This window comes from Salinarimonas chemoclinalis, from assembly GCF_041514305.1.
Classification (GTDB): Bacteria; Pseudomonadota; Alphaproteobacteria; order Rhizobiales; family Beijerinckiaceae; genus Salinarimonas; species Salinarimonas chemoclinalis.
The window spans coordinates 514,223-531,416 of the sequence record NZ_JBGMWH010000002.1; the positions used below are offsets into that span (position 1 = coordinate 514,223).

General features: G+C 71.2%; 16 protein-coding genes. 10 read left to right on the top strand and 6 right to left on the bottom strand.

Annotated elements, in window-relative coordinates; genetic code table 11:
* Nucleotides 1–75: 75 nt before the first annotated feature.
* The 4 genes from AB9M23_RS06190 (at nucleotide 76) to AB9M23_RS06205 (ending at nucleotide 2,820) form a co-directional block, all read left to right on the top strand.
* On the top strand, nucleotides 76–786 hold the full coding sequence (locus AB9M23_RS06190) for a glycine zipper domain-containing protein (protein WP_372423396.1): 711 nt from the start codon (nucleotides 76–78) through the stop codon (nucleotides 784–786).
* Nucleotides 787–802: 16 nt separating this feature from the next.
* Nucleotides 803–1,261 carry a hypothetical protein gene (locus tag AB9M23_RS06195; RefSeq protein ID WP_372423398.1) on the top strand — a complete coding sequence of 153 codons (459 nt, stop codon included), beginning with the start codon at nucleotides 803–805 and terminating at the stop codon, nucleotides 1,259–1,261.
* 30 nt (nucleotides 1,262–1,291) lie between these two features.
* Nucleotides 1,292–2,008, top strand: a complete 717-nt coding sequence (locus AB9M23_RS06200) for a hypothetical protein (protein ID WP_372423400.1) — start codon at nucleotides 1,292–1,294, stop codon at nucleotides 2,006–2,008.
* A 146-nt stretch (nucleotides 2,009–2,154) separates the two neighbouring features.
* Nucleotides 2,155–2,820 carry a hypothetical protein gene (locus tag AB9M23_RS06205; protein ID WP_372423402.1) on the top strand — a complete coding sequence of 222 codons (666 nt, stop codon included), beginning with the start codon at nucleotides 2,155–2,157 and terminating at the stop codon, nucleotides 2,818–2,820.
* A 37-nt stretch (nucleotides 2,821–2,857) separates the two neighbouring features.
* Here the strand turns inward: AB9M23_RS06205 and AB9M23_RS06210 are convergent, their stop codons facing one another.
* On the bottom strand, nucleotides 2,858–3,679 hold the full coding sequence (locus AB9M23_RS06210; protein WP_372423404.1) for a manganese catalase family protein: 822 nt from the start codon (nucleotides 3,677–3,679) through the stop codon (nucleotides 2,858–2,860).
* 152 nt (nucleotides 3,680–3,831) lie between these two features.
* Here AB9M23_RS06210 and AB9M23_RS06215 point away from each other — a divergent pair, with 152 nt between their 5' ends.
* Nucleotides 3,832–5,142: a class I SAM-dependent methyltransferase gene (locus tag AB9M23_RS06215; RefSeq protein WP_372423406.1), complete on the top strand. Its 1,311-nt coding sequence runs from the start codon at nucleotides 3,832–3,834 to the stop codon at nucleotides 5,140–5,142.
* 338 nt (nucleotides 5,143–5,480) lie between these two features.
* Here the strand turns inward: AB9M23_RS06215 and choV are convergent, their stop codons facing one another.
* From choV to choX, 3 genes are all read right to left on the bottom strand, one after another.
* Nucleotides 5,481–6,725 (bottom strand): choline ABC transporter ATP-binding protein, encoded by a 1,245-nt coding sequence (gene choV / locus AB9M23_RS06220; RefSeq protein WP_372423407.1) that lies wholly within the window; start codon nucleotides 6,723–6,725, stop codon nucleotides 5,481–5,483.
* Nucleotides 6,722–7,573 carry a choline ABC transporter permease subunit gene (gene choW / locus AB9M23_RS06225; protein WP_372423409.1) on the bottom strand — a complete coding sequence of 284 codons (852 nt, stop codon included), beginning with the start codon at nucleotides 7,571–7,573 and terminating at the stop codon, nucleotides 6,722–6,724. Before choW ends, choV begins: the two co-directional genes overlap by 4 nt.
* A gap of 174 nt (nucleotides 7,574–7,747) precedes the next feature.
* Nucleotides 7,748–8,695, bottom strand: a complete 948-nt coding sequence (choX, locus tag AB9M23_RS06230; protein ID WP_372423411.1) for a choline ABC transporter substrate-binding protein — start codon at nucleotides 8,693–8,695, stop codon at nucleotides 7,748–7,750.
* A gap of 219 nt (nucleotides 8,696–8,914) precedes the next feature.
* Here choX and betI point away from each other — a divergent pair, with 219 nt between their 5' ends.
* The 4 genes from betI (at nucleotide 8,915) to AB9M23_RS06250 (ending at nucleotide 14,690) form a co-directional block, all read left to right on the top strand.
* A complete protein-coding gene (gene betI, locus AB9M23_RS06235) occupies nucleotides 8,915–9,538 on the top strand; it encodes a choline-binding transcriptional repressor BetI (RefSeq protein WP_372423413.1) in 624 nt (207 codons plus the stop codon).
* Nucleotides 9,535–10,995 carry a betaine-aldehyde dehydrogenase gene (betB, locus tag AB9M23_RS06240; protein ID WP_372423414.1) on the top strand — a complete coding sequence of 487 codons (1,461 nt, stop codon included), beginning with the start codon at nucleotides 9,535–9,537 and terminating at the stop codon, nucleotides 10,993–10,995. The genes betI and betB overlap by 4 nt, the downstream gene beginning before the upstream one ends.
* 237 nt (nucleotides 10,996–11,232) lie before the next feature.
* Nucleotides 11,233–12,939 carry a choline dehydrogenase gene (gene betA / locus AB9M23_RS06245; protein ID WP_372423416.1) on the top strand — a complete coding sequence of 569 codons (1,707 nt, stop codon included), beginning with the start codon at nucleotides 11,233–11,235 and terminating at the stop codon, nucleotides 12,937–12,939.
* A 473-nt stretch (nucleotides 12,940–13,412) separates the two neighbouring features.
* Nucleotides 13,413–14,690, top strand: a complete 1,278-nt coding sequence (locus AB9M23_RS06250; RefSeq protein WP_372423418.1) for a hypothetical protein — start codon at nucleotides 13,413–13,415, stop codon at nucleotides 14,688–14,690.
* Between the two features lie 11 nt (nucleotides 14,691–14,701).
* Here the strand turns inward: AB9M23_RS06250 and AB9M23_RS06255 are convergent, their stop codons facing one another.
* Complete coding sequence (locus tag AB9M23_RS06255) at nucleotides 14,702–15,490, bottom strand: class I SAM-dependent methyltransferase (RefSeq protein WP_372423420.1); 789 nt, start codon at nucleotides 15,488–15,490, stop codon at nucleotides 14,702–14,704.
* A 117-nt stretch (nucleotides 15,491–15,607) separates the two neighbouring features.
* Between AB9M23_RS06255 and AB9M23_RS06260 the strand changes: the two genes are divergently transcribed.
* On the top strand, nucleotides 15,608–16,642 hold the full coding sequence (locus AB9M23_RS06260) for a serine hydrolase domain-containing protein (protein ID WP_372423422.1): 1,035 nt from the start codon (nucleotides 15,608–15,610) through the stop codon (nucleotides 16,640–16,642).
* 12 nt (nucleotides 16,643–16,654) lie between these two features.
* Here the strand turns inward: AB9M23_RS06260 and AB9M23_RS06265 are convergent, their stop codons facing one another.
* Nucleotides 16,655–17,116: a CAP domain-containing protein gene (locus tag AB9M23_RS06265; RefSeq protein WP_372423424.1), complete on the bottom strand. Its 462-nt coding sequence runs from the start codon at nucleotides 17,114–17,116 to the stop codon at nucleotides 16,655–16,657.
* Nucleotides 17,117–17,194: the final 78 nt, after the last annotated feature.

Sequence of the window (17,194 nt, forward strand, 5' to 3'; positions counted from 1 at the left end):
TGTTGTCCTCGGCTCACGAAAATTGTCTTCTATTGCGTGACGTCGAGGTCAGATCTTCAACACGGGGGTGCAACCATGAGATCCATACGTATCTTCGCCCGCAAGACGGTGGTGGCGATCGCCATCGCTGGATTGCTCGCCGCCTGCACGGCCGCCGGTCCGGTGGACGTGGCCAGCCTCTCGCCGGCGGCTCAGCAGCTGCGCCAGCAGCAGGTGGAGCACCAGCGTGTCCAGCAGGGCGTGGCGGTGGGCGCCGTGCTCGGCGGTGCCGTCGGCGCGGGCCTCGGCGCCCTCGCCTCCCCGAACAACCGCGGGCGCGGCGCGCTGATCGGCGGCCTCGCGGGCGCGTTCGCCGGAGGCGCGGCGGGCGGCGCCTACGCCCAGAACGTCAACCAGCAGACCCGACGGATCGCGGCCGAGCAGGACGCCGCGCGCAGCACGATCCGCAGCGCCAACGCCAGCATCGCGTCGTTCAACCGCCAGGCGGCGAGCGCCTCGCGCATCGTCTCGCAGGAGCGCAGCCGTGTCGCGAGCCTGGACGCGCAGTACCGGCGCGGCCAGATCACGCTCGCGGAGTACCGGAGCCAGGCACGCAGCGCGCGCCAGAACGTGTCTCTCATCGAGGCGAGCGTCAGCCGCGCGAATGCGGACGTCGCCACCCTGGAGCGCGCGGTCGCGGGCGGCAACTCGTCCGCCCAGTCGCAGCTCAACCAGATGCGCGCCCAGCGCGACCGCCTCCAGGGCCTGGCTCGCCAGCTCGGCCAGGTCTACGACCGTGTCCCGTGATCTCGGAGGATCGACCATGAGACGAGCGAACACCATCGCAAGAAGCGCCGCGATCGTCGGCGTCCTCGGCCTGATGGCCGGTGGGCTCGGCGGGTGTGCGACCAATTGCACGGGCGACCCGCGGTTCGACGGGCTCGGCTGCGCGAGCATCGGCATCGGCAGTGGCCGCTACGAGCAGGATACACGCAACCTGAGGGCGACGGCGGCGCAGCGCCAGGGTGCCGCCGCGGCCGCGGCCGCCCGGGCGAACGTCGTGCGAGCGAACGCGGCGGCTGCGACGGCCGGCGCCCGCGCGGCCGAGGAGCGCAACATGCGTCAGCAGGCCGAGCTCGCTCAGGCGCGTGCTCAGCTCCAGAACGCGCGGGCGCAGCTCGCGGCTGCGGAGGCGCGCGGCGCCGACTCGGAGGTGCGGCGTCTTCGCACCGAGATCGCCGCGCTCCAGGCGCAGATCAGCCGCCTCGGCGCACGGCGCTGAGGCGGATCGGGAACGCTGAGGGAGCGGACGATGGCCGGCAGGGGTGTCGCGGTACTGGGTTGGGGCGCGTTCGCGGTGCTGCTCGTCGCGGCGGGCGCGCTCCTGCTGCCGGCCTGCGGCCTGCGCCTCGGGCCGATCGACGTCGCGTGGTGCGCGCCCCCGGCGCGCGCCGCCGCGGCGACGCCTCCCGACGAGCTCGACGACCTCCTGCGTCAGGTCCAGGCGCTCGAGGATGCGCTCGTCGCGCGGCCGCCGTGCGACCCGCCGCCGGCTCGGCCGACCGAGCCGCCTCCACCTCCCCTTCCGGAGCCACCTCCCGAGCCCGAGCCCCCGGAACCGCAGGTCGGCGACGACCTCGCGCTCCCGGAGAACGAGGACGACCTGTCCTTCCTCGAAGGGTGCTGGGAGTCTCCGCAGAACGCCAACATCGTCCAGACCGGGACGAACATCCGCATCCAGTTCCGCTACTGCTTCACGGGTCCAGACGGCAGCGGGACCGTCGAGATCCGCGACACGCGCGACGGCACCTGCCGTGGCCCGATGCAGGCGCGGCGCGAGGGAGATCGGCTGCTCATCGAGTACGAGCGGGCCATCTGCGAGCGCGGCGGCGCGACGTTCTCACCCGGCATCATCGATTGCCGCCAGGGCGCCGACCAGGTCACCTGCGACATCATCGACCTCCAGAACGGGCGGCCGGAGCCGCGCGAGCGGCAGGTCCGCGACGCGACCTTGAGGCGCGTCGATTGACGGCAGCGGTTCGCCGCGGCCGCCGGCTCCGACACGACCGAGGGTCAGGTCAGACGTAGATGGACCTCCTTCGGGCATGCCATAGTCGACCTTCTGCCGCTTCGCTGCACGAGGTCGTGACAGCACGCACGGAGGGGGAGCCGGGCATGAGGGGGAAGGGCCTCGCGATCGTTGGATGGAGCGCCTTCGCGGCGCTGCTCGTGGGAGTGGGTGCGCTGCTGCTGCCGGCCTGCGGGCTACGGCTCGGGCCGATCGTCGCCGCTTGGTGCGCGGATCCCGCCCGCGCCGCCGCGGCGGTCTCTCCGCCGGACGAGCTCGACGAACTGCTTCTACAGGTCCACGCTCTGGAGGACGCCCTCGTCGCTCGGCCGGTGTGCGAGGTGCCCGTTCGGCAGGCCGAGGCTCCCGTCGACGGGCAGGAACTGACCCTGCCCGAGAACGAGGACGACCTCTCCTTCCTCGACGGTTGCTGGGAGTCTCCGCAGAACGAGAACATGTTCGAGGAGGGAACGGGGGTCCGCATTCAGTATCGCTACTGCTTCGCTGGAGGCGAGGGCCGCGGTACGGTCGAGATCCGCGGGACCCGGAATGGCCCCTGTCGCGGTCCGATGCGAGCACGACGGCAGGGCGATCGGTTGGTGGCGCATTACGAGCGCGCAGCCTGCCGAGGGGGCGGCGGGTTCTGGCCCGGCATCATCGAGTGCCGGCAGGGCACCGACCGAGCGATCTGCGACATCATCGACGTCGTCCACGGCCGACCCGAGGCCCGCGACAGGCAGATCCGCGACGCCACCCTCCGCCGCGTGCGTTAGCGGCGCGCCGCGAACGGCGCGCCGCCCGGTCACCGCCTCACATCTGCTCCTTCTGGGCGCCGCTGTCGGGCCGCGCCTTGCCGAGCGAGGGCTCCTGGCCCATCGGCTCGGCGGGACGCATGCCGAACTCGCCGCGGCCGTCGAGCGAGGGGCCAGACGTCCAGCGGCCCTCCGGGGCCTTCTTGTCCAGCGAGGTGTTGAGGAAGACGTAGGAATGCTCCGTCGCCTCGTGGCTCGTCGGCGTCGAGTTCGGGATCGGCAGCGTGGCCTCGAGACCGCCGAGCTCCTCGATCACCGCGAGCCATTGCTGCTGGTGCATCGTGTCGCGCGCGATCAGGAAGGACAGCATGTCCTTCATGCCGGGATCGTCGGTGAGCTCGTAGAGCCGCGAGGCGAGCACGCGCCCGCCGGCTTCGGCGGTGGCGTTGGCCAGCATGTCGGCGGCGAGGTTGCCGGTGGCGTAGACGTGGCTCATGTCGAAGGGCACGCCGTTGGCGTTCACGGGCATCGCCGAGAGGCCCGACGAGAGCAGGTGGCGCGGGTTCATGCCGCCGAGGATCGCCGCGACGACGGGGTCCTTCGCCGCCTCGTCCTTCATGTGCGCGGGCGCCTTCTCCAGGTTGAGCGCGACCGCATGGCCGAGGAACTCGATGTGCGAGAGCTCCTCGGTCGCGGTCGCGATCAGGAGATCGCGGTACTTCGGGTTCCCGCGCGCGCCCATGGCCTGGAAGAAGTACTGCATCGCCACGCGAATCTCGCCCTCGACGCCGCCGATGGCCTGCTGGAGCATCTTGGCGAAGAGCGGGCTCGGCTTCTCGCAGCGGACCTCGTATTGGAGCTTGCTGTTGTGGAAGAACATGTCGAAAATCCTCTCCGGCTCTGTGGCTGCCGGCCCGAACCGCCGACGGCGATCGGTGTTCCGAGCCCGCCGGAACGAACGATCCGACGATGCGCTCTTCCCGCCTCGGCGCTCATGCACTAGCGTGCGCGCCGATCATCGTCGGAGCGTGCATGGAACACGATCGAGCCGCCGGGACCCGGCGCGAGGCGCTTGCGGACCTCCTCGCCGACGCGCACCGGGTCCTGGCCCCGGGCTTCGGCTTTCGCCTCTGGGACGGCAGCCGCGTTCCCGCGGACTGGCCGGAAGACGCGCTCGCGGTGACGCTCGCCGACGAGGGCGTGGTCGCCGCGCTGGTGCGCCGCCCGCGACTCGACACGCTGATCAAGCTGCACGTCGACGGCCGCATCGACCTCGAGAACGGCACCTTCTTCGACCTCGCGGCGGCGCGGCCCAAAGGCAAGATCGGGCGGCTGGCGCGGGGGATCTCCAAGCGCAAGGCGCTGCGGGTCGCGGGGCTGTTCTGGCGGGTGGACCGCGGGCCTCGAAGCGTGCTCGACGCCGTGCGCGGCGACGAGATCGATCGCGACGGTCGCCCGGAGACGAACCGCGCCAACGTCGCCTACCATTACGACGTCTCCAACGATTTCTACCGCCTCTTCCTCGACGAGGAGATGGTCTACACCTGCGGCTACTTCGTCGAGGACCACGGCGACATCGACCGCGCGCAGCGCGACAAGCTCGACATGATCTGCCGCAAGCTGCGCCTGAAGCCCGGCGACCGCTTCCTCGACATCGGCTGCGGCTGGGGCGCGCTCGTCTGCCATGCGGCACGGCACTACGGCGTCGAGGCGCACGGCGTGACGCTCGCCGCCGAGCAGCTGGCGCTCGCGAAGGAGAAGGCCGAGCGGCTCGACCTCGCCGACAAGGTGACGTTCCACTTCAAGGACTACGTCCAGATGGAGGGCACGTTCGACAAGATCGCCTCCATCGGGATGTTCGAGCAGGTCGGCATCGCCAACCACCCGACCTACTTCGCGACCGTGAACCGCCTGCTGCGGCCGCAGGGCCTCTACCTGCATCACACGATCGCCCGGCGCGCCAAGAAGAGCGACAAGCGTTTCGCCAAGATGACGTCCGAATACCGGGCGCTGGTGCGCTACATCTTCCCCGGCGGCGAGCTCGATCACCTCGGCCTGTCGATCGCCAACCTGGAGCGTGCCGGCTTCGAGATCCACGACGTGGAGGGCTGGCGCGAGCACTACCAGAAGACGACTCATCTCTGGTGGAAACGGCTGCTCGACGGCCGGGCGCAGGCCGAGGCGCTCGTCGGGCCGCAGAAGGTGCGGATGTGGCTGCTCTACCTCGCCGGCTGCTCCATGGCCTTCGCCCGCGGTGGCGCCTACATCAACCAGACCCTCGCATCCAAGCGCATCCGCGGCCCCTCGGGCCTGCCGCCGACACGGGCGGATCTCTACCGCTGAGCGTACGAGGCGGGACGGGTTCAGGCGCGGTTCAGGTGCGCGGCGTAGGGTGACCTCGGGAGCGCACGGAGCGGCTCCCGCCTCGACTGCGGCCCGCCCGCGCGCCCTGCCGGCGCCGGCGGGCCGCCTTTTCGTGGCTCATCCGAAGATGATCACCGTCAGGATCGCGACGAGACCGACGATCCCCAGCGCGACCCGTGCCATCGGCGACGGCGCGCGGCGGCGCGGTGGCGGTGGCGGTGGGCGCCTTGGTGTCATCGCGAGGGCTCCTGCGGGCGCTCGTCCGAAAGCGCGGCCGTGATCATGCCCCCTCCCCGCCCGCTCCGGCAAGCCCGGCGTCATGCCGCGGACGAGGTGCCCTCCCGCGGGTCGTCCGCGCGCTCGGAGCGCTCGGCGGCGCCGAGCACGCCGTCGTAGAGTTCCTTCTCGCCGAGCACGCCGATCGCTCGCCCGTCCTCGGCGACGACGAGGAGCGCGCCCGTCAGGCGCCTAATCTCCATCGCCTCCCGCAGGGTCACGTCCGGGGCGACGACGACGACCGCGTCGGCCGGTCCCGCCACCGCGCGGCTCGCCTCGCCCTCCCAGATCCGCATCGGAGCCGGGCCGCGCCCGTCGATCCGCGCGCCGGCGACGGTGCCGTCCTCGGCGATCTCGAGCGTCACGCCCGAGCCCGGCTCGGCGACGACGCGCCCGTCGCGCTGCCGCGTCAGCGCGTCGAGCGGCGTCATCAGGCTCCGGCCGCGCAGCACGTCGACCGGGTTCATGTGTGCCACGAACTCGGCGACGTAGGCGTTGGCCGGATTGAGCGCGATGTCCTCGGGCGTGCCGGTCTGGACGATTCGCCCGCTCTCCATGATGGAGATCCGGTCGCCGATCTTCATCGCCTCGTCGAGGTCGTGGGAGACGAAGAGGATGGTCTTCCGCAGCTCCTTCTGCAGCTGCACGAGCTCGTCCTGCAGCTTCGAGCGGATCAGCGGGTCGAGCGCCGAGAACGGCTCGTCCATGAGGAGGATCGGCGCGTCCATGGCGAAGGCGCGGGCGAGGCCGACGCGCTGCTGCATGCCGCCCGACAGCTCGTGACCATAGGCATTCGCCCAGTCCGTGAGGCCGACGAGCGCGAGCTTCTCCTCGACGACGCGCGCGATCTCGGACTTCGAGCGCCCGTTGACCTCGAGCCCGAAGCCGACGTTCTGCGCCACCGTGCGCCAGGGGAGCAGCGCGAATTGCTGGAAGACCATGGCGACGCCGCTCCCGCGCAGGCGCTTGAGGTCCGCCGGGCGGCAGGACGCTACGTCGATCTCCTCGCCCTCGAGCGACACGAGCACCCGCCCGCGCGAGACCCGGTTGAGCCCGTTGACGCAGCGAAGCAGGCTCGACTTGCCGGAGCCCGAGAGCCCCATCAGCACCGAGATCTCCCCCTCCGCGACGGCGAGGTTCGCGTCCGCGACGCCGACGATCGCGCCCGTCTCGCGCTGGATCGTATCGCGGTCCTCGCCCCGGTCGAGACGGGCGAGCGCCTCGCGCTCGCGGCCGCCGAAGACGACGTCGACGTGCTCGAAGCGGACGGCGATGTCGCGGTTCATCGGGTCGCTCTCTTGGGCTGCTTGCACAGGCGGTCGAGCACCACGGCGAGGAGCACGATGGCGAGCCCGGCCTCGAAGCCCATGGCGATGTTGACGGTGTTGAGCGCGCGCACGACCGGCTGGCCGAGACCGCCGGCGCCCACGAGGGCGGCGATCACCACCATGGAGAGCGAGAGCATGATGCACTGGGTGAGGCCGGCCATGATCGTGGGCAGCGCGTGGGGCAGCTCGACCTTCCACAGGATCTGGTGCTCGGAGGCGCCGAAGCTCTCGCCCGCCTCGATCAGCTGGCGCGGCGTCGAGGTGACGCCGAGATACGTCAGGCGCACGGGCGCGGCGACGGCGAAGATCACGGTCGAGATCAGGCCGGGCACGACGCCGAGTCCGAACAGGATCAGCGTGGGGATGAGGTAGACGAAGGTCGGGATCGTCTGGGTCAGGTCGAGCATCGGGCGCAGGACCTGGTAGAGCCAGGGCCGGTGCGCCGCCGCGACGCCGAGCGGCACGCCGATCAGCATGCACAGGGCCGTGGCGAAGACGACGAGGGAGAGCGTCTCCATCGTCTCCTCCCAATAGCCCAGGTTGATCACGAGCAGGAAAGAGGCGACGACGAGGGCCAGCAGCTTCCGCTCGCGGTGGATGATCCAGGCGAGCGCGCCGAAAACCGCCACGATCGCCAGCGGATGCGCCCACAGGAGTGCGTCCGTGACCCCGTCGATGACGAAGCCGAGCCCGTCGGAGATCGCGTAGAAGACGAAGGCGGCGTGGTCGTTGAGCCAGTCGACGCCGTCGCGGATCACCCGGCCCAGCGGGATCTTGTTGTCGGTCAGCCAGGCGACGGGGTCCATGGCGATCTGGTCTCCTGCGCTCGCCGCGGCCGCTTGGTCCCCGCAGGGGAGAACGGAGGCCGAAGGCCGGAGGGTGGATAGGGCGGCAGGCCGGCTCGCTCGCATGATCGAGCGGCCCCACCGCCCGCGCTGCGCGCGGACTCCTCCCCTCCGGGGAGGATGCGACGTCGGCGCTTACCGCGTCAGCGCCGCTCGCACGGCCTCGGCGCCATCGCCCCCGTCGACCGTGGTCACACCCTCGACCCACCCGAGCGCCGTGTCGACGTTCTGCGACAGCCAGGCGCGAGCGGCGTCCGCGGGAGCCCGGTCGTCGTCGAGGATCGCGCCCATGATCTCGTTCTCCATCGCGAGCGTGAACTCGAGGTTCGTCAGCAGCGCGCCGAGGTTCGCGCACTCCTCCATCAGCCCGGAGCGGACGTTGGTGTAGACCTCCGCGCCGCCGTAGTTCGGGCCGAACACGTCGTCACCGCCCGAGAGGTAGACGAGGTCGAAATTGGCGTTCATCGGGTGGGGCTCCCAGCCGAGGAACACGATCGCCCGATCCCGAGCCGCGGAGCGGCGCACCTGCGCCAGCATCCCCTGCTCGGAACTCTCGACGAGCCGGAACGAGCCGAGCCCGAACATGTCCTCGTCGATCATCGACTGGATCAGCCGGTTGCCGTCGTTGCCGGGCTCGATGCCGTAAATCTCGCCGTCGAGCGCGTCGGCGAAGGTCGCGATGTCGGCGAAGTCGGTCAGGCCCTGCTCGGCGAGGTAGGCGGGCACCGCGAGCGTGTACTTGGCGCCCGTCAGGTTCGGCGTCTCGAGCGAGACGACCGTGCCCGCCTCGCGGTACGGCGCGATGTCGGCGGCCATGGTCGGCATCCAGTTGCCGAGGAAGACGTCGACGTCGCCGTTCGCCAGCGAGGCGTAGGTCACCGGCACGGAGAGCAGCTCCGACTCGGGCGCGTAGCCGAGCGCCTCGAGCACGACCGAGACAGCGGCGGTGGTCGCCGTGATGTCCGTCCAGCCGACGTCGGCGAAGACCGGCGCGCGGCAGGCCTCCGGGACCTGGGCCAGCGCGGGCGCGGTCGAGAGGGCGAGGACGCTCGCGGCGGCCAGGGCGGGAAGGCGGATCGTCATCGGGTCGTCTCTCCTGGTCGGGCCCGTTCGGGCGCGCCGCCGGCCGCCAGCGGCTTGCGGATACGCCGCCGCGGCCGGTGCGCGGGGACGCGCCTCGGTGGATGCGGTTTCTCGTCGGGGCCAAAATTGATTGACCGTTCAATTAAGATCGGGCACCGTGCGGATGTCAACCCACCGCGAAGATTTCCCGCCAAGGTGCCCCGGATGCCGCGCGTCGGCGTGTCGAAGATCAGACGCAAGCAATTGATCGCCGCGACGATCGCGGCGATCCACGCGCACGGATACGACGCGACGACCATGGCGCGGATCGCCAAGGGCGCGGGCATGTCCGCCGGTCTGATCGCCCATTACTTCGGCTCCAAGGACGAGCTCCTGGAAGCGACGATGCGCTCGCTGCTCACCGACCTCCAGACCCTCGTCGCGCGGCGGCTCGGGGAGGCCGGCGAGGCGCCGCGGGCGCGGCTGTCGGCCGTCGTCGCGGCGAATTTCGACGAGAGCCAGTGCGCCCGCGAGACGGTCTCCGCTTGGCTCGCCTTCTGGGGCCAGGTGCCCCACGTGCCGGCGCTCGGCCGGCTCCAGCGGATCTACCGCCGGCGGCTGCACTCGAACCTCAAGCGCGAGTTCTGCCGGCTCGGCCTGCCGAACGGCGAGGCCGCCCACCTCGCCGAGGTGGCCGCGAGCCTGATCGACGGAGTCTGGGTGCGCGCGGGTCTCGACGGCGGCGGGCTCGACATCGTCGCGGCCCGGCGGCTCGTCGGCGAGACGATCGATCTCCACCTCGCCGCCCGCGGCGCGACGCCGGCCCACGAAGTCGCCGGAGAGAAGAAGAGGAAGACGGCGTGACCTCCCACCTCCCCCTGTTCATCGGCGGCGAGCGCCGCCCCGCGACCTCCGGCGAGCGCTTCGAGACGCGCAATCCCGCCGACGGCTCGGTGCTCGCGACGGTCGACATCGCCGGCGAGGCCGACGTCGAGGCCGCGGTCGAGGCCGCGCGCGCGGGCTTCCGCGTCTGGTCGCGGATGACCGGCGTCGACCGCGGGCGCATCCTGATGCGCGCCGCGGCGCTGCTGCGGGAACGAAACGACGCGCTCGCGCGGTTGGAGACGCGCGACACCGGCCGGCCGATCGCGGAGACTTCGGTGGTCGACGTGATCTCGGGCGCGGATTGCCTGGAATACTACGCTGGCATCGCGCCGACGCTGACGGGCCAGCACATCCCGCTCGGGCTGCAGGCCTTCGCCTATACGCGCCGCGAGCCGCTCGGCGTCTGCGCCGGCATCGGCGCCTGGAACTACCCGATCCAGATCGCCTGCTGGAAGTCGGCGCCCGCGCTCGCCTGCGGCAACGCCATGATCTTCAAGCCGGCGGAGCTGACCCCGCTAACAGCCATGGCGCTCGCCGAGATCTACGCCGAGGCCGGGCTCCCGGCGGGCGTGTTCAACGTCGTCCAGGGCTTCGCCGATACGGGCCGCCTCCTCACCCGTCATCCCGGAATAGCCAAGGTCTCGCTGACCGGCGAGGTCGGCACCGGCAAGGCGGTGATGGCGGACGCGGCCTCGACGCTCAAGCACGTGACCATGGAGCTCGGCGGCAAGTCGCCGCTCGTCGTCTTCGACGACGCGACGCTCGACAACGCGGTGGGCGGGGCGCTGCTCGGCAACTTCTACTCCCAGGGCGAGATCTGCTCGAACGGCACCCGCGTCTTCGTGCAGCGCAAGTCAATGGACGCCTTCCTGGAGAAGCTCGTCGCGCGCACGAAAGCCATGGTGATCGGCGATCCGATGGACCCCGCGACGCATGTCGGCCCGCTGATCTCGCACGAGCACATGGGCAAGGTGCTCGCCGCCATCGAACGCGGCAGGGCCGCCGGCGCGCGGCTGCTGACGGGCGGCGACCGGGTCACCGCGAACGGGCTCGACACGGGCTTCTGGGTCGCGCCGACGATCTTCGCCGAGTGCACCGACGAGATGGACGTGGTGCGCGAGGAGATCTTCGGCCCGGTTATGGCGGTGCTGCCCTTCGACGACGAGGACGAGGTCGTCGCCCGCGCCAACGCCACGCCCTACGGGCTCGCGGCGGGCGTCTTCACCAACGACCTCACCCGCGCCCACCGCGTCGCGGCGGCCCTCGAGGCGGGGACGGTGTGGATCAACGCCTACAACCTCACGCCGATCGAGATGCCGTTCGGCGGCGTCAAGCAATCGGGGCTCGGCCGCGAGAACGGGCACGCCGCCGTCGCGCACTACACCCAGGAGAAGAGCGTCTATGTCGCGCTCGGCGACGTCGACGCGCCGTATTGAGGCTTCGAGAGGAGAGACGAGACGCTTATGCAGGGCGCGACGCTCTCCCCTCTCCTCGTGGAGAGGGGTCGGGGGTGTGGGGCGTCGGGTGAGGAGCGAGACGCCGATCTCGGGTGCCCGAGCACGGCATCGACGACGGCGCTGGTCCTGCCCGCCCCACACCCCCAGCCCCTCTCCGCGAGGGAGAGGGGAGTCCCGTCGGCGGCCTTCATCCGCGGCATCGCGAACGAGAGCATCATGACCAAATCCCACGACTACATCATCGTCGGCGCCGGCTCGGCCGGTTGCGTCCTGGCGAACCGGCTCTCCGAGGACCCGGACGTCACGGTGCTGCTGCTCGAGGCCGGCCCGAAGGACCATTGGTGGGACTGGCGGCTGCACATGCCGAGTGCGCTCTCCTACCCGATGCAGTCCAAGACCTACAATTGGGACTACTGGACCGAGCCGCAGCCGACCCTGGCCGGGCGGCGGATGCACTGGCCCCGCGGCAAGGTGCTCGGCGGCTCGTCCTCGATCAACGGCATGGCCTATGTCCGCGGGCACGCGCTCGACTACGAGCGCTGGGCCGCCGAGGATCCGGCGCTCGCCCGATGGTCCTTCGCCGACGTGCTCCCCTACTTCCGCAAGGCGGAGGCGCGCGAGACGGGTGCGGACGCCTATCACGGCGCCGACGGGCCGCTGCGGGTCTCGACGGGCGTCGCCAAGAATCCGCTCTACCGCGCCTGGGTCGAAGCCGGCGTGCAGGCGGGCTACGACCGCACCGAGGACCAGAACGGCTACCGGCAGGAAGGCGTCGGCACGATGGACATGACGGTCCACGCCGGCCGGCGCTGGTCCACCGCGCAGGGCTACCTGCGCCCGGCGATGTCCCGGTCCAACCTCGAGGTGCGCACCGGCGTCACGACGCTGGAGATCGTCCTGGAGGGGACGCGCGCCCGCGGCCTCGTCGTCGCCGATCCGTCCGACGGCGTCGAGCGGCTCTTCGCGGAGCGCGAGGTGATCCTCTGCGCCGGTGCCATCGGCTCGCCGCAGCTCCTGATGCTGTCGGGCATCGGCAATGCCGACGAGCTGAAGGCGGCGGGCGTGACCCCGCGCCACCACCTGCCCGGCGTGGGCGAGAACCTGCAGGACCACCTCGAGATCTACGTCCAGCAGGAGAGCCGCGAGCCGATCACGCTCTATTCGGCGCTGAACCCCGTGGCCAAGGTGAAGATCGGGCTCGAGTGGTACCTCCGGAAGACGGGGCTCGGCGCCACCAACCATTTCGAGACCGGCGGCTTCATTCGCTCGCGCGCGGGCGTGCGCCATCCCGACCTGCAATATCACTTCCTGCCGATGGCGGTGCGCTACGACGGCCGCAACCCGTCCGACCGGCACGGCTACCAGGCCCATGTCGGGCCGATGCGCTCGAAGAGCCGCGGCAAGATGCGGCTCGCGAGCGCCGATCCGGCGGCTCATCCGATCATCGACCCGCGCTACATGTCCCATCCGGAGGACTGGGAGGAGATGCGCGCCGCCGTGCGGCTCACCCGCGAGATCTTCGCGCAGCCCGCCTTCGACCGCTTCCGCGGCGCGGAGCTGGCTCCGGGCCCGGACGTGCGTACGGACGCGGAGATCGACGCCTGGGTCGCCGCGAATTGCGAGAGCGCCTACCACCCCTCCGGCGCCTGCAAGATGGGCTCGGACCCGATGGCGGTGGTCGACGGCGCCTGCCGGGTGCACGGGATCGAGGGGCTGCGGGTGGTCGATTCGGCGATCATGCCCTCGATCGTCTCGGGCAACCTCAACGCCCCGACCATCATGCTCGCCGAGAAGGCCGCCGACCTGATCCGCGGCCGCGAGCCGCTGGCGCCGTCGAACGCGGATTGGCACGAGGATCCGGAGTGGCAGACGCGCCAGAGGCCGCGGGAGCCGGAGGTGGCGGTGCGGGAAGCGGCGGAGTAGAGCTGCTGGCGTGCAGCACTGGACACCAGCCGCTCAGGTTGCTATTCAGTAATTCAATGAACGATTCGGCCTCTTCTCCAAAATGGCGCGTCGCCCGACCCAAAAGTCACCTCCTCGAGCGCTCTCCTCCACCGAGATCGCGGATGCGGAGTATATCGGCAGCTGCGAGCACAAGAGCCGGCGCTGGTGGGGCGGATTGCCGTGCGTGCGGGTCGATTCGACGGGGCGAGCGGGCAGGCCGAAGAAGCAGAACACGACCATCTGCCCTCTCGTGACTCCCGCGGACCAGGCGCGGGCCACAGGCTGGGTGCGGGATGCGCTCTCGACGGGTCGCTATCGTTTCCTGGACGCGGATCGCGACTACCCGGGTCGCGTCTGGTATCGTGACAGCGATGGCAGGGTGTGGATCGGCTACTGCATCAACACGGTGCGAGGCCAGTACAAGGGTTGGCCGATCACGGAGGAGGAACGGCGTGCGGTTTTCGGCTGACTGGCAGGAGGACGCACCGAACGCCGCCCCCGAGGAGGCGGCGACGGTCGCCGACTTCACGCTTCGGATCGCCGACCGAAACGTCACGGAGCACCGTCTCGGACGCCGCCTCGTGGACGAGATCACGATACCACTGTATCCGATTGCGGAAAGCATCGCGTACGGATGGTGGGCCATCTTCGGTGGTCGTGATCGGGCGTTCTCGATCTCGGCGACGTGCAGCGGTCTTCAGCTCCCCGACATCAGCGTCGCCTTCGACGGGGCTCTGCTTCGTGTATCCGCCTCGCCCGGTGCGAGCCTCCACGATCCCCGAAGGACGACCGACTACATCGTTTCGGCAGAAGAAATGTTGCCCCGCAACGAGGCGGAACGGGCGCTGGATGGGCTGGTGAACACCGTCCTGGAGCGGCTCGGCGATCGCGGTGTCTCGGAGACGAACGCGTCGGTGCGCTGGCGACGCGTGGTCGACTCGCGCTCCGATCCCGAGGAGGCCTCCTTCTGCGAGGCCGCAGGCGCACTGGGGCGCGATCCGTATCGGATCGACGACGCCGATGCCGACCTCATCGAGAAGGCCGCGGAGCACTTCTCGGGTGAGGGGCTGCTCGAGTTCCTGGCCGGGACCGATCGTGCGCGCCTGCGGTCGACTCTCGATTGGATCGCGCGGACCGAGGCCCGCCCGGACGCAGCGTCGGCCCTGCCCGGACTCTGGCTGCCGCGCATCGCCGCAATGTTCCGCGACATGCCACAGCCGGCGCGCGCCTGGCAGCTCGGCTATCCGCGCGCCCGCGCTTTCCGCGCGCAACTCGGCCTGACTTCCGCAGACCGCACGAGATCGGCCGGAGCGCTGGCGCGCCGTCTCGGCAGCAGTCCGCGGTTCGCTTCTGCCACCGCCGACCCGAAAGCGATGAGCGGGATTCGCGCCTTGCGGAGCGACGGGACAGACGCGCAGGTCCACATCCACCTGCGCCGGACCGCGCGCGATGAGGCCGCCCTGTTCGCCTTCGCCCGCGCCTGCGGCGACGTCGTCTGCTTTCCGGAGAAGGGTCGCTCCGTCGTGAACGACCTCCAGGCCGCCTACCGCCAGGCCGCGGGCCGAGCCTTCGCCGCCGAGTTCCTCGCCCCGATCGAGGAGATCCGGTCGATGGAGGCCGACGGCTACGACCGTCTGGCGATAGCCGACGAGTTCGGCGTATCGCCCGAAGTGATCGACCGCCAGATCGAGAACGCTTCCCGCATCGACGAGGCCTGCGCCGCTCACTGAGCCGACGAGCCTCACCTTGCCTTCCTGCACCGCACGTGCAGGAAGATCGGCGCGTTGCGCGTATCGGCCACCACCGGCTCCGCCGCGGCCGCCTCCTCGGTGGCCCGCGGCTCGCCCATGGCCTCGACCAGGAAGCCGGCGCCGGCGACCATCTCGACCCAGCGCGACAGCGTGCGGTGGAAGCGCGGGGTGCGGAAGGGCGGGATCGCGGCGCGCTCCTGCGGCGGGACGGTGGAGAAGATCCAGGTCTCGATCTCCCCGTCGAGCTCCTCGAAATAGCCGCCGATCTCCAGCGCCACGACCCGGCCCTCGCCATCGCGGACGTTGCGGTGGCGGGGCGGGACGAAGCAGGGGTGGAGGATCGAGAACTGGAGGAAGCCGCCGGGCGACAAGACACGGTGCGCCTCCGCCAAGGCCGCCGGTTGATTCGGCATGTCCATCAGGGACATGAAGGCGGTGGCGAAGGCGAAGCTCTCATTCGGGAAGGGCAGCGCGGCGGCGTCCGCGACGCGGTAGGCGATGCCGAGGGGCTCGGCCGCCTCCGCCTCCTGCGCATGCCGCACGAAGGTCGGCGCGACGTCGATGCCGGTCATGCGCGCGCCGAGCCGCGCCAGCGCGCGGGTGTTCGCCCCCTCCCCGCAGCCGAGGTCGAGCCCGGGACGGCTCGCGACGGGCGGGAGCATGGCCAGGAAGGCCGGCGTGTTCAGCACGTCGCGGTAGCGGTCGTGCCCCGCGCGGACGAGCCGCGTCCAGGTCTCCGCGTTCGATTCCCAGCAGGCGGCGACATCCTCGGGCTTCATGGCGGGGCTCCTCGCATGCGACGGGGCGCGGTCATAGCGCGGCGGGGGCGACGGGCAAAGTCGGATGTGCACGCGCGTCGCCTTGCGTAAGCCCTCGACGCCCCTAGCTCACCTTCCATGCCGAACGCCCCCACCCGCCGCGCCGCCCTCGCCCTCCTCGCCGCGGCCGCGCTCCCGTGCGGCCTCGCCCGCGCGCAGGACGAGGTCGCCCCCGCGACGCTCGTCGGGCTCGACGCGCTCCTCGACGAGGCCGCCTCCCTCGATGCGCTCGAGACCGTCCTCGTCTCGCGCCGCCGCACGGTCCTGGCCGAGCGGGGCTACGGCGGCGCCGCGCCCGACCGGCCGACGAACATCAAGTCCGCCTCGAAGACGATCGTCTCCGCCCTCGTCGGGATCGCGATCGAGCGCGGCCTGCTCGAGGGCGTCGACCAGCCCGTCGCCCCTCTCCTGCGCGACAAGCTCCCCGCCGACCCGGACCCGCGGCTCTACCGGATCACGATCGGCCACCTGCTGACCATGCGGGCGGGGCTCGAGCGCACGTCGGGCGCGAACTACGGCTCCTGGGTCGCGAGCCGGGACTGGGTGCGCGACGCGCTGGCGCGTCCCTTCGTCGACGAGCCCGGCGGCACGATGCTCTACTCCACCGGCTCGACGCATCTCCTCTCCGCGATCCTCGCCCGCGAGAGCGGCCGCTCCACGCGTGCGCTCGCCGAGGACTGGCTCGGCGCGATCGACGGCTTCCGGATCACGGGCTGGGAGACGAGCCCGGCTGGCATCCATCTGGGCGGCAACCAGATGGCGATGACGCCCCGGTCGCTCCTCGCCTTCGGGGAGACATACGCGGCCGGCGGGCGCGCAGCGGACGGGACGCGGGTCGTCCCCGAGAGCTGGATCGCGCAGAGCTGGATGCCCCGCACCCGCTCGCGCTTCACCGGGGACGGCTACGGCTACGCCTGGTTCGCGCGCGAGATCGGCGGGCGGGACGTGCGCTACGCCTGGGGCTACGGCGGCCAGATGCTCTACGTGGTGCCCGATCTCGACCTCGTCGTCGCGATGACCTCCGACGAGACCCGCCCCTCGGCCCGCACCGGCTACCGCGACCGCCTGCACGCGCTCCTCGGGGACATCGTCGCGGTCGTGTCGCGCGAGTGACCGTGCGCGGGCTCAGTCGGAGGCGAGCACGAGCACGTCGAAGGTGCGGTGGCGCGTCCCCGGGGCGAGGGCGCGCACGTAGCCGATGCGGGTCGACGTCGGGCTCACCAGCGCCCGCTGGTGCGCCGGCGAGGCCTTCCAGGTCGCGAGCGCGGCCCGCGGCGTCGGGTCCCCGGCGGCGAGGTTCTCGAAGGCGCGCTCGGTGTCGACGCGGTGGCGGTGGATGCGGCCTTCGAAATTGCCGTGGTCGAGCCGATCGCGCGCGGCGACGGTGCGCGCCTGCTGCTCCGCCGCCGCCATCAGCGCCGCATCGACCCGCACCGGCCCGAGGCCGTTCGCCCGCCGGTAGTCCGAGACCATGCGCGCCATGGCGTCCGCGTGCTCGCGCTCGATCGTGATCGGACCGGCGCGGTCGGGCAGGAGCGCGCAGGCGGACAGGAGAAGGGCGAGGAGGGAGCAGAGGACGAGCTTCATGGCGCGCCTCCCCTGCCCGCGGCCACGGGCGAAATCAAGGCCGCCGGATCGCCACCCTCGGCATGTCCGCTGGACAAG